At 65.4% G+C, this 12143-nt stretch carries 12 protein-coding genes; 8 read left to right on the top strand and 4 right to left on the bottom strand.

Translation table 11 applies throughout. The annotated features are described in order from the left end of the window. Positions 1-132 precede the first annotated feature (132 nt). Both NJF35_RS14335 and NJF35_RS14330 read left to right on the top strand, forming a co-directional pair. Positions 133-813 (top strand): response regulator transcription factor, encoded by a 681-nt coding sequence (locus tag NJF35_RS14335; RefSeq protein ID WP_253080064.1) that lies wholly within the window; start codon positions 133-135, stop codon positions 811-813. After that, positions 791-2173: a sensor histidine kinase gene (locus NJF35_RS14330; protein WP_253091196.1), complete on the top strand. Its 1383-nt coding sequence runs from the start codon at positions 791-793 to the stop codon at positions 2171-2173. Before NJF35_RS14335 ends, NJF35_RS14330 begins: the two co-directional genes overlap by 23 nt. Before the next feature lie 162 nt (positions 2174-2335). Here the strand turns inward: NJF35_RS14330 and cysS are convergent, their stop codons facing one another. Together cysS and NJF35_RS14320 are read right to left on the bottom strand one after the other, a co-directional pair. Then, complete coding sequence (gene cysS, locus NJF35_RS14325; protein WP_225790059.1) at positions 2336-3718, bottom strand: cysteine--tRNA ligase; 1383 nt, start codon at positions 3716-3718, stop codon at positions 2336-2338. A 9-nt stretch (positions 3719-3727) separates the two neighbouring features. Then, complete coding sequence (locus tag NJF35_RS14320) at positions 3728-5431, bottom strand: glutamine--tRNA ligase/YqeY domain fusion protein (RefSeq protein WP_225790058.1); 1704 nt, start codon at positions 5429-5431, stop codon at positions 3728-3730. A gap of 235 nt (positions 5432-5666) precedes the next feature. Between NJF35_RS14320 and NJF35_RS14315 the strand changes: the two genes are divergently transcribed. Then, entirely contained in the window at positions 5667-6167 is a 501-nt protein-coding gene (locus NJF35_RS14315; RefSeq protein ID WP_225790057.1) for a peptidylprolyl isomerase, read from the top strand. Next, entirely contained in the window at positions 6164-6886 is a 723-nt protein-coding gene (locus NJF35_RS14310; protein WP_225790056.1) for a UDP-2,3-diacylglucosamine diphosphatase, read from the top strand. Before NJF35_RS14315 ends, NJF35_RS14310 begins: the two co-directional genes overlap by 4 nt. 110 nt (positions 6887-6996) lie before the next feature. Here NJF35_RS14310 and NJF35_RS14305 read toward each other — a convergent pair whose 3' ends face one another. Then, positions 6997-9291: an acylase gene (locus tag NJF35_RS14305; RefSeq protein WP_253080106.1), complete on the bottom strand. Its 2295-nt coding sequence runs from the start codon at positions 9289-9291 to the stop codon at positions 6997-6999. Positions 9292-9511: 220 nt separating this feature from the next. On the opposite strand from NJF35_RS14305, the gene NJF35_RS14300 reads away from it, so the two are divergent. Then, entirely contained in the window at positions 9512-9886 is a 375-nt protein-coding gene (locus tag NJF35_RS14300; protein WP_225790055.1) for a fe2+ zn2+ uptake regulation protein, read from the top strand. A 36-nt stretch (positions 9887-9922) separates the two neighbouring features. Here the strand turns inward: NJF35_RS14300 and NJF35_RS14295 are convergent, their stop codons facing one another. Beyond that, the gene (locus NJF35_RS14295) at positions 9923-10111 is read right to left on the bottom strand and encodes a hypothetical protein (protein WP_225790054.1); all 189 of its coding nucleotides are present in this window, start codon (positions 10109-10111) and stop codon (positions 9923-9925) included. Between the two features lie 154 nt (positions 10112-10265). Here NJF35_RS14295 and NJF35_RS14290 point away from each other — a divergent pair, with 154 nt between their 5' ends. The 3 genes from NJF35_RS14290 to NJF35_RS14280 all read left to right on the top strand — a co-directional run bounded on the left by NJF35_RS14290 (position 10266) and on the right by NJF35_RS14280 (position 12044). Continuing rightward, positions 10266-10727 carry a hypothetical protein gene (locus NJF35_RS14290; protein WP_225790053.1) on the top strand — a complete coding sequence of 154 codons (462 nt, stop codon included), beginning with the start codon at positions 10266-10268 and terminating at the stop codon, positions 10725-10727. Between the two features lie 271 nt (positions 10728-10998). Further along, complete coding sequence (locus tag NJF35_RS14285) at positions 10999-11379, top strand: Mor transcription activator family protein (protein ID WP_225790052.1); 381 nt, start codon at positions 10999-11001, stop codon at positions 11377-11379. Positions 11380-11438: 59 nt separating this feature from the next. Beyond that, positions 11439-12044: a DUF2589 domain-containing protein gene (locus NJF35_RS14280; RefSeq protein WP_225790051.1), complete on the top strand. Its 606-nt coding sequence runs from the start codon at positions 11439-11441 to the stop codon at positions 12042-12044. Positions 12045-12143 lie beyond the last annotated feature (99 nt).

The raw sequence follows: 12143 nt of genomic DNA, 5'->3' as shown, positions 1-12143 counted from the left end.
GCCAGCGATGGCATGCCCCGTTTTTTCTGGCCTGCCAGAAGCGGCCCCGTGTTTCCAGATGAATTTTTCTTAAATCCCCACTTGGCTATTCTTTGGCACAATCAGGTTTCCATTCGCTGCCCAGGAACCCGCATGCCCCGCGTACTGACCATCGAAGACGACGCCGTCACCGCCCAGGAAATCGTCGCCGAACTGTCCAGCCATGGCCTGGAGGTGGACTGGGCCGACAATGGCCGCGAGGGGTTGTCCAAGGCCATCGCCGGCGGCTACGACCTGATCACCCTGGACCGCATGCTCCCAGAGGTCGACGGCCTGACCATCGTCACCACCCTGCGCAACCTGAAGATCGCCACGCCCATCCTGATGATCAGCGCTCTGTCCGACGTCGACGAGCGGGTACGCGGGCTGCGTGCCGGTGGCGACGACTACCTGACCAAGCCGTTCGCCTCCGACGAGATGGCCGCGCGGGTCGAGGTGCTGCTACGGCGCAACAGCGTGCCCATGACCCAGACCCGCCTGCAGGTCGCCGACCTCGAGCTGGACCTGATCAGCCATGAAGCACGCCGCGGCGAGCAGACCCTCAACCTGCTGCCCACCGAGTACAAGCTGCTCGAATACCTCATGCGCCATGCCGGCCAGGTGATCACCCGGATGATGATCTTCGAAGAGGTCTGGGGCTATCACTTCGACCCGGGCACCAACCTGATCGACGTGCACATCGGCCGCCTGCGCAAGAAGATCGACCCGCCCGGCCAAACACCGCTCATCCGTACCGTGCGGGGCTCCGGCTATGCCATTGCCGAACCCGTCTAAGGGCTGGAGCTCCTCGACCAGCCGCCTGCTCGCGCTGTACAGCTTCCTCTTCGTGGCCTGGAGCTGCATCCTCATGGGGGTGCTGTACTTCGAGGTCTCCAGCTACCTGAACAAACTGACCCGCCATTCCATGCTGCAACGCCAGCACCTGTTCGCCCACATGAGCGGCAAGCAACTGGACGACGCGCTGATCGCCAGCCAGGCGTTCGAGGAGCGCAGCTTCGACGCCTACGGCCTGTTCGATGCCCAGCTCAACCCCATCGGCGGGCGGATCCGCGCCATTCCGCCGGAGCTCGGCCTGGACGGCCAGGTCCATGAACTGAAACGCTGCCTGGACGCCGATGACCCGCACATGCCACGCGACAGTTGCGACGCGGTGGCGATCAAAGTGCAGGATGGCCGCTGGCTGATACTGGTACGCGACAACGGCTCGTTGTTCGTGGTCACCCGCATCATCCTGCATGCGCTGCTGTGGGGCATCTCCCTGACCCTGATCCCTGGTTTCGCCGGCTGGTACCTGCTGCGTCGCCGGCCACTCAAACGTATCCGCGCCATCCAGGCCCAGGCCGAGCTGATCGTCGCTGGCGACCTCACCCACCGCCTGCCGCTGTCGGCACGGCGTGACGAGTTGGACATGCTGGCCGCCATCGTCAATGCCATGCTCGACCGTATCGAGCGGCTGATGCACGAGGTCAAGGGCGTGTGCGACAACATCGCCCACGACCTGCGCACTCCGCTGACCCGCCTGCGCGCCCAGCTCTACCGGATTCGCCAGCAAAGCGGTGACGACTCGCCCGAGGCCGAGGCACTGGACCAGGCCATCGGCGAAACCGATACGCTGATGGCGCGCTTTCGCGGGTTGCTGCGTATCAGCGAGCTGGAGGATCGCCAGCGGCGTGCCGGCTTCGTCCAGCTCGATCCGCATGAGCTGCTGGTGGAACTGCACGATTTCTACCTGCCCCTGGCCGAGGACGGCCGCATTCATCTGTCCCTGGAGCAACCGGCGCAGTTGCCGGCACTGTACGGCGATCGCGAGCTGCTGTTCGAAGCACTGGCCAACCTGGTGGGCAATGGCATCAAGTTCACGCCCGAGGGTGGGCGGGTGTCCATCACGGCGACGCATGACGAGACGGGTGTGCATATCGCCATCGAGGACAGTGGGCCGGGGATTCCCGAAGAGGAGCGTGCCGCGGTGTTGAAGCGCTTCTACCGTAGCGAGGAAGGTCACCGGCACCCTGGGTTCGGGCTCGGGTTGTCGATCGTCGCGGCGATCGTCGACTTGCACGGGTTCAGGCTGGAGGTAGGGGCTGGTGGGCTGGGTGGGGCCAGGTTGGTCCTGCATTGCCCGCTGGTGGGGTGAGTCGGGGCTTCGCGGTGCAACCTCTGCATGGCTGGGGCCGCTGCACGCCCCTTTCCGAGCAGTCCGGCGCCCCGGCAAGGCCGCTCCAGGTTCAGCATTGTGCCTGTGGAGCGGCCTGGTGTCGCGAAAGGGGCGCGCAGCGGCCCAACGGGTCTTGCCCGGTCAGTCAGCCAGGCGCCAGGTGGTGCCACCCTTGCCGTCTTCCAGCACCACGCCCATGGCGGTCAGCTGGTCGCGGATACGGTCGGACTCGGCCCAGTTCTTGTCCGCACGCGCCTGCAGCCGCGCCTGGATCAGTGCCTCAACTTGCGCGGCATCGACCTTGCCTTCGGCGCCCGCACGCAGGAATTCGTCGGCATCCAGCTGCAACACCCCCAGCACGTCGCCCAGCTCGCGCAGGCGACCAGCCAGGCCGGCGGCGGCTTGCGGATCGCTGTCGCGCAGGCGGTTGATCTCACGCACCAGGTCGAACAGCACGGCGCAAGCTTCCGGGGTACCGAAGTCGTCGTTCATCGCTACGCTGAAGCGCTCGACGAACGCCTCGCCCCCCTTGGCCTCGACACGCGGCAGGCCGCGCAGCGCATGGTAGAAGCGCTCCAGGGCGCCCTTGGCCTCGCGCAGGCTGTCCTCGGAGTAGTTGATGGCGCTGCGGTAGTGGCTGGCCACCAGCAGGTAGCGCACCACCTCCGGGTGGTACTTGTCGAGCACGTCGCGGATGGTGAAGAAGTTGTTCAACGACTTGGACATCTTCTCGCCATTGATGCGGATCATGCCGCAGTGCATCCAGGCATTGGCATACGGCTTGCCGGTGGCCGCCTCGCTCTGGGCGATCTCGTTCTCGTGGTGTGGGAACTCCAGGTCGCTGCCACCGCCGTGGATGTCGAAGCTCTCGCCCAGGCAGCAGGTGGACATCACCGAGCACTCGATGTGCCAGCCCGGACGGCCCGGGCCCCACGGCGAATCCCAGCTCGGCTCGCCCGGTTTGGCGGCCTTCCACAGGACGAAGTCCAGCGGGTCCTGCTTGGCTTCGCCGACCTCGATCCGCGCACCGATGCGCAGGTCTTCGATCTTGCGCCGCGACAGCTTGCCGTAGCCGACGAACTTGCCGACCCGGTAGTACACGTCGCCGTTGCCCGGCGCGTAGGCATAGCCCTTGTCGATCAGGGTCTGGATCATCGCGTGCATGCCGGCGATATGATCGGTGGCACGCGGCTCCTGGTCCGGCGGCAGGATGTTCAGCCGGCGCTCGTCCTCGTGCATGGCATCGATCATGCGTGCGGTCAGCGCGTCGAAGCGCTCGCCGTTCTCGTTGGCGCGGTTGATGATCTTGTCGTCGATGTCGGTGATGTTGCGCACGTAGGTCAGCTCGTAGCCGCTCTTGCGCAACCAGCGGGTGACCAGGTCGAAGGCCACCATGCTGCGGCCGTGGCCCAGGTGGCAGTAGTCATACACGGTCATCCCGCACACGTACATGCGCACTTTGTTGCCGTCCAGGGGCTTGAAGGCTTCCTTGGTCTTGCTCAGGGTGTTGTAGATGGTAAGCACGGCGGTTCCTCAGCTGCCCCAGGAGTCACGCAGGGTGACGGTGCGGTTGAACACCGGACGACCCGGCTGGCTGTCCTTGAGGTCGGCGCAGAAATAGCCTTCGCGCTCGAACTGGAAACGGTCCTCGGGCTGCGCCTGGGCCAGCGACGGCTCGGCACGGCAACCGGTCAGCACCTGCAGCGAATCGGGGTTGATGTTGTCCAGGAAGCTGCCGCCCTCCTCGGTCTTGTCCGGGTTCGCCGAGCGGAACAGGCGGTCGTACAGGCGCACCTCGCATTCCACGCTGCCTTCGGCCGGGACCCAGTGGATCACGCCCTTGACCTTGCGGCCCTCGGGGTTCTTGCCCAGGGTGTCCGGGTCGTAGGAGCAGCGCAGCTCGACGACGTTGCCGTCGGCGTCCTTGATCGCCTCGTCGGCGCGGATCACGTAGCTGCCGCGCAGGCGTACCTCGCCATTGGGCTCCAGGCGCTTGTAGCCCTTGGGCGGCGTTTCCATGAAGTCGTCGCGGTCGATGTACAGCTCACGGGCGAACGGCAGCACGCGCACGCCCATGTCTTCCTTGGGATGGCGCGGCAGTTCGAGCTGCTCGACCTGGCCCTCGGGGTAGTTGGTGATGACCACCTTCAGCGGGCGCAGCACGCACATGGCGCGCGGAGCGGTGCGGTCGAGGTCGTCACGGATGCTGAACTCGAGCATGGACATGTCGACCACCCCGTCGGAGCGGTTGGTGCCGATCATCTCGCAGAAGTTGCGGATCGACGCCGGGGTGTAGCCGCGGCGACGGAAGCCCGAGAGCGTGGACATGCGCGGGTCGTCCCAGCCGTCGACGTGCTGCTCGTCCACCAGTTGCTTGAGCTTGCGCTTGGAGGTGATGGTGTAGTTCAGGTTCAGGCGGCTGAACTCGTACTGGCGCGGATGGGCCGGCACCGGCAGGTTGTCCAGGAACCAGTCGTACAGCGGGCGATGGCCTTCGAACTCGAGGGTGCAGATCGAGTGGGTGATGCCCTCGATGGCGTCGGACTGGCCATGGGTGAAGTCGTAGTTGGGGTAGATGCACCACTTGTCACCGGTCTGGTGATGGTGGGCATGACGGATGCGGTAGAGGATCGGGTCGCGCATGTTCATGTTCGGCGACGCCATGTCGATCTTCGCGCGCAGCACGCGCTCGCCATCCTTGAACTCGCCGGCCTTCATGCGCGCGAACAGGTCCAGGTTCTGCTCGACGCTGCGCGTACGGAACGGGCTGTCCTTGCCTGGCTCGGTCAGGCTGCCGCGGTATGCGCGGGCCTGCTCCGGGGTCAGGTCGCAGACATAGGCCTTGCCGGCCTTGATCAAGTCCACCGCCCAGTCGTGCAACTGGTCGAAGTAGTCCGAGGCATAGCGCACCGGGCCTGCCCACTCGAAGCCCAGCCACTTGATGTCGCGCTGGATGGCGTCGATGTATTCCTGGTCTTCCTTGGCCGGGTTGGTGTCGTCGAAACGCAGGTGACAGACGCCACCGAACTCCTGGGCCAGGCCGAAGTTGACGCAGATCGACTTGGCATGGCCGATGTGCAGGTAGCCGTTGGGCTCGGGCGGGAAGCGGGTGACGATGCTGCTGTGCTTGCCCGAGTCCAGGTCGGCCTGGATGATCGGCCGCAGGAAGTTCGCAGGGACGGCGGGAGCGCCTTTGGCAGCGGCGTTGGGCGCGTTGTCGGCAGTGGGCTTGCTCATAGGTTCCTTGAATGCAGGTGTTCGGCCCGGGTAGGCCGATTGAATCAAAGGGCCTATCATAGCCGAAGCAGTCAAGCTGCCGACAGCCGGGCGCCGACAAACTGGCGCGATTTATCGCAGGCCGGGCAAAATGGCCGGCGCACGCCCTGTGTCGCGGTCGCCCGATCCTGCGTCAGGTGACAGTACGCGCCCTGCGCACCCTATTCATGAATGCCTTGAAAGAGCGAATTCCAGTATGTCCAAAGTCAAACTGAGCACCAACCACGGCGACATCGTCCTGCAACTGGACGCCGAGAAGGCACCGAAAACCGTCGAGAACTTCGTTCAGTACGTCAAGGACGGCCACTACAATGGCACCGTGTTCCACCGCGTGATCAACAACTTCATGATCCAAGGCGGCGGTTTCGAACCGGGCATGAAGCAGAAGTCCACCCGCGCACCGATCCAGAACGAAGCCGACAACGGCCTGCCGAACAAGCGCTACAGCATCGCCATGGCCCGTACCATGGAGCCGCACTCCGCGTCGGCGCAGTTCTTCATCAACGTCGCCGACAACGACTTCCTCAACCACAGCGGCAAGAACGTGCAGGGCTGGGGCTATGCGGTGTTCGGCGAGGTGATCGAAGGCCGCGAGATCGTCGACGCGATCAAGGGTGTGTCCACCGGCTCCAAGGCCGGCCACCAGGACGTGCCGAAAGATGACGTGATCATCGAGAAAGCCGAGATCGTTGAGTGATCCTGCTGATCTCCGACCTGCACCTGCAAGAAGAACGCCCGGACATCACCCGGGCGTTTCTTGATCTGCTCGATGGCCGTGCGCGCCATGCCAGGGCCTTGTACATCCTGGGCGATTTCTTCGAAGTGTGGATCGGCGACGACGCCATGACGCCCTTCCAGCAGTCGATCTGCCAGGCCTTGCGCCGGCTCTCCGACAGTGGCACGGCCATCTACGTGATGCACGGCAACCGCGACTTCCTGATCGGCCAGCGCTTCTGCCAGGCGGCCGGCTGTACCCTGCTGGACGACCCGTGCGTGGTGGAACTGGGCGGGGAGCCGGTGCTGCTGATGCATGGCGACACCCTGTGCACCCGCGACCTGGGCTACATGAAACTACGCCGCTACCTGCGCAACCCGCTGAGCCTGTGGCTCCTGCGGCACCTGCCGCTGGCCACCCGGCAGAAGCTGGCCCGCAAGCTGCGCAGCGAGAGCCGCACGCAGACACGCATGAAGAACACCGAGATCGTCGACGTCACCCCCGAGGAAGTGCCGAAGGTAATGGCTGCCCATGGCGTGCGCACCCTGGTCCATGGCCACACCCACCGGCCAGCGATTCACAAGCTGGTGGTCGATGGCGAGCCGGCACGGCGTATCGTGCTGGGGGACTGGGACCGTCGCGGCTGGGCCTTGCAGGTGGATGAACAGGGTTTCCAGCTGGCGCCGTTCGAGTTTCCCTGAGACCAGGCCCTGCCCCATTCGCAGGCTTGCTCCAATGCCGGGGCCGCTAAGCGGCCCCAAATGGGCGGCACAGTGGATAGATTCCAGCCTGACCGCCCTCGCCTCCCTGGTTACTGACCGCTGCTGGCCACTGCGCTGTGGTCGCGCTCGCTGATCACATACTGCCGATACTGCGGATCCGCCTTGATCTGCGCCTCGGTGAACGGGATCGGCGCCAGTTGCTTGGCCGAGAAGGCGCGGGTCTGGTCACCGGCATGCGGCGAAGCGGACTCGCTGGACTGGGAGAACGCCAGCAGGCCCTGGGCTTGCGGTCCCTGGTCGGTGAAGCTGACCAGTTGCAGGTAGCTGGTACCGCTGACCACCAATCGCTTGCCCGCCCCGCGCGGGACGCTGTAGATGGCGTTGTACACCCCCAGGCCCTGTGGCCCGCCCGGCACGGGCGTGCCGTCGGCCGCCTGCTGGATCTGGCCCCAGCGGCTGTCGGCGCTCACGCCAGCCTCGGCCACCTGCTGCTGGGAGGCCAGCGCCGCCTCGCGCAGCAGCTTGCGTACCGCCGCCTGCTCGACGGCCAGGCCGCGCGGGGTATGCTGCGGGTCGGCCGGGTCGAAGGCCACGCGCCAGCTCTGCGGGTGCTGCGCCAGGGCGCCGAGGATGTTCTCGAAATGCACCAGGCCGATGCCGCTGTCCAGGTCGGCCTTGCCGTTCCAGTCCGCCAGGCTGCTGCACACGGCTTGCAGGTCGGCCCCGGTGGATTTGCACCATTCCAGCAAGTCCGGCAGCAGCAGGCTGGCCAGGTAGACCTCGTCGTCCAGCACCATGCGCTGCAGGTCAGCGACACCCAGCTTGCCATGGCCTTGCAGACGCTGCAGGGCAAAGCGGCCACGCATGCCCAGGGGCTGGTCGTCACGGCTGACCAGCGGCGAGAACCCGGTCAGCGGCTGCGCCGGGTTGGTCATTCGCGCCGGGTCGTTGGAGTTCTGCACGAAATCTCGACGCTCCAGGCTCGGCAACAGCCGCGCCGGGAAGATCCCGGGTTGGGCGGCTTCGTCGTCGACCTTCCACTGGCAGGCGCTGCGCGAACCGTCCAGCACCACCAGCGGCCCGGGCGCGGCGGGGTCGCTGCAGTGGGCGAGCAGCGCCTGGTCGACGTACGGCACCACCGACTGGTTCAGGTACAACGCCTGACCATCGGCATCGACGGCCAGGGTGTTGACCCAGGGAATGCCCTGCACCTGCCCTACGGCCGTCTTCAAGGACGCCAGGCTGTCGGCTCGGTTGATCCGGTACCACTGCTGCAATACCCGGGTGTTGTCCAGGTTGGCATCGCGCAGGCTGTAGGCGTAGCGGTTGTCCCAGTCCAGCCGGCCGGGCCACTGCACCACCGGGCCGAAGGCCGAGGCATAGACTTGGCGCGCGACCTGGCTCAGTTGGCCATCGTCGCCCTTGACCGTCACGCTCAGGGTCTGACGGGCCAGCGGTAGCGACTTGCCGTCGAGCAGGTAGCGGGTCGGGTCCTTGGGGTCGAGCTGCAGGCGGTAAAGGGTGAAGTGCTTGGACGTATCGACCGTATGGGTCCAGGCCAGATGCTGGTTGAAGCCGATGTTCACCACCGGCAGGCCGGGCAGCGCGGCCCCCATGACATCCAGCTGACCGGGAATGGTCAGTTGCATCTGGTAGAAGCGCAGCCCACCCATCCACGGGAAATGCGGGTTGGCCAGCAACAGGCCGCGACCGTTGGCCGAGCGTTGCGAGCCGACCGCCACCGCGTTGCTGCCACGTTCCGAGGCGAATTGCGCCTGACGCGCCAGCGCCACGCTGAAATCCTCACCCGCTCGCTGCGCCGCCAGCTTCGGCGGGGCCGCCGCCACCAGCGCCTCGGCGAACTGGCCGACGCCTCCCTCCACCAGCAGGCGGCGGGTCAGCTTGACAAGGTCGAGGCTGGTGATCGGCCGCAGCCAGTCGCCTTGCCCACACTCACCGGGCAACCCCTGGGCCCGGCGTTCGGCCAGGGCCCGGTTGTAGCCGCTGGCATAACCTTCGAGCAGGTCACGCACCTGGGCCGGCTGGGCCTGGAGGAAGTCTTCCGTCGCCGCCTGGGTGTTGAGCCAGGTGAAGAACAGGTCGCTATCGAGGTTGTCGCGCTGTTCGACGGTCTTGCCCTTGGCGCCGAAATAGCGGGAGCGCTCACCGTTGACCGTCAGCACCTCGTTGGCCAGCAGGCAAAGGTTGTCCTGGGCGTAGGCATAGCCGATGCCATAGCCCAGGCCGCGTTCGTCCTTGGCCAGGATGTGCGGCACACCGAAGCTGGTACGGCGGATCTGCGCCGAGGCATCGCCGGCGGTTTCCCGGGCCTGTGCGGCCAGGCTGGCGGCAACCAGCGCGGCCACCAGGCCAAGACGGGTCATGGGACGCGAAAGTGTGGTCACGGGCACTCCTGGAGTTGTAAGGGTGATCCCGATCAGACGAATGGCTGGATGAAAATTTTACGCCTGGCGGGGCTTTGCAACGTCTTGAAAAGGACGCGGCAAATTTTTTCAGGCAAAGGTTGCAGTTTTGCCGATCTCATTCGTCTTAGTAAGTGAGGCACCCATGATTTCGGGACAGATCACGAAAAGGAGCATTCACATGTACAACCCACAACCCTCGCCACAGAGCGCTCGAAGCCCGGGCAAGGCGAGTGCCGGGCAGCTCGCCGGCACGGCGGAACGCGTCGGCAACGAGCAGATCCGCGAACTGCTGCGCACCTACGGCCTGCGCACCAGCCTGATCCGCCTCAAGGTCATCGACGCCCTGCACAACGCCGATCGCAATGGCCGCAGCATTGGCGTGCGCGGCGTTCATGCGCAACTCGAGCAACTGGACATCCCGCTGTCGTTCCTGAGCGTGCGCGAAGTGCTCAAACGGCTGTGCGCCGAAGGCGTGATCAGCCTCGGCAGCGACAAGTGCTACAGCCTCAACCCCCAGGCCAGGGCCGTGCTGGAACAACCCGCCGCGCGCTGAGCGCATGGCCGGCCAAGGCAGGCCAGCCCGTGCAGGTCAACGCTTGACCTTGCGCCGCAGGATCCCGTTGAGCACCACCACGACGACCGCGATGGCGATGGCGATGTACTGGAACGTCTGCTCGCTGATCGTCCCCTGCCGCTGCAGGTAGCTCAGGCCCACCATCAGGCCCATCATCACCAGGATGATCAGGATCGAGTACTTCAAGCGTTGCATGTGTGTCATCAATGGTTCCTTGCGACATCAGGGACATAGGGCTCGCGACGAGCCGCGCCCATGATACAACGATGCAAGGCGCAGGCGGGGCATTTCCTGCTGAGCCCACCTGCCCGCACCTGAAAGCATGAAGCCCCCACCACCACTCCCTGATGGAGGCCCCATGCTCAACGCCATGCTGATCGCAGGCCTGCTCCTGCTTGCTCCCTCTCCTGCCCACGCACTGGAGACCACCCACCTTCCCCCTGAACGACTGCATGCCCTTGGCAGCGCACTGGCCAACAAGGCCGGCTCCAGCCAATGGCAACTGCTGTGGCAGAACGTACGCACCGCCGGCTACCTGACAAACCACCCCACCCGCCTGCACTTCAGCGTGCCGCACCGGGAGTTGCCGACCCTGGCCCGCGAGACCCTGGCCCAGTCCGACCAGGTCGAGGCCCTCGAACGGACTCGGGCGCGCTATCGCCGTGACTTTCATCCGCGGGTCATCGGCCGACGCGATGGCCAGGCACTCAATGCTCTGTGCCTGGTCGTGGACTGGCGGGCCGTGCCCCACGGCATGCGCGACAGGCCCGAGGCCTACCTGCGCCTGGCCAGGTTGCTGGACAGCTATCCCTGTGACTGAGGGTGGTACTACCCAATGAGCCACCTGGAAATCGCTACCACGGAAAACCAAGGCCTGCCGGGCAAAGCTGAAGCGATGTCCTACGCGAGCAGCCATCGCTGCCTGCGAGACATGCTCACTGGGGCTACAGGCCTTGGCCCGCATGGCGCCTAGCGACGTTGTCAGGCCCTGCTCGACAATCCAGTCACACCACCACAGCACCGGTGGCGTACCCGACAGCCATCCCGGATGTCCATGCATTGCGCCACCCCACACGCCCGAGGGAGCCCATATGGAATTGCCAGACCTCAGCCACATCGAAATCACCCAGTTGCCGCATTCGCTGCAATCGCTGATCGAGTGCATCGGCATCGAGAACGCCTACCGCCTGACCTGCGCCTACGGCGGGCGGCCGAAATACATCCCCAAGCACCGCGAGCGCACCCGACTCGCCGATGTCCTACCAGCCGAAGCGTTGGAAGCGTTGATCAAGCGCTTCGCCGGCGTGGCACTGGAGATCCCCAAGGCGGATCACTTCCTGCGCCAGCTGCGCAACCAACAGATCCAGAAGGAAAGCGCCGACGGCCTGTCCCGCAGCCTCTTGGCCAACAAGTACGGCCTGAGCCTGCGCCAGATCGGCAACATCCGCCGCCTGGAGAGCCATGCCCGCTGATGGGCATGACACCCACCCACCCTCACCTCAATCTCCCTTGACGAAAAGGAATGCCACCCATGGCCACGATCGACAACAACCTCATCGGCTCCGTGCTCAATGCCCTGCCGATGGACAGCATGATTGCCGCCCCGCTGCAGGCGATGATCGACGCGCAAGTGACAGCCAGCAAGTCCTACGCCGAGTTCCTCATGCAGGTCTGCGTGGAAAACGGCAAGGCCCGCGCCGTCGAATTCAACTACGAAGAAACGGTGGTCGACGAGCAGGGCCAGGCCCAGGGCACCATTGCCCGGAAAATGCAGATCCCGCTGATGGCGGCCATCACCCACCCCAACATCTGCATCGAGCAAGGCACGGTCGAGTTCGAGCTGACCATCAGCCAGATGGCCGAGAGCAGCAAGTCCACCGAGGCCAATGCCGAACTCGAGGCCTCGCTTGGCTGGGGCCCGTTCAAGCTCAACGTCAAAGGCAGTGTCAGCCACAAGTCGGCGCAGACGCGCAAGACCGACACCCGCGCACGCTATGCCTTCAACACCACGGTGCGCCGCCAGGAACCACCCGAAGCACTGCAGCGCGTCATGGACTTCCTCACCGAAGCCGCCATCAAGCCCGTACCGGTGAGCAACGCGGACAAGGCGCCGAACCTGCCGCCGGCGCAGGCGTAGCAAGCCACCCTCCACCCATCCCCTGCCCCCGCTGCCCGCGGGGGTAGCCCCTTAGCGCTTGAGGAGCCTACCGCGTGGAATCCAGCATCCCCAGCCAAG

This window comes from Pseudomonas guariconensis (genome assembly GCF_024127895.1).
In the GTDB taxonomy this organism is placed as follows: Bacteria; Pseudomonadota; Gammaproteobacteria; order Pseudomonadales; family Pseudomonadaceae; genus Aquipseudomonas; species Aquipseudomonas guariconensis_B.
The sequence above is the reverse complement of the archived record's forward strand: the minus strand, read 5'-3'. Positions and strand labels throughout refer to the sequence as shown.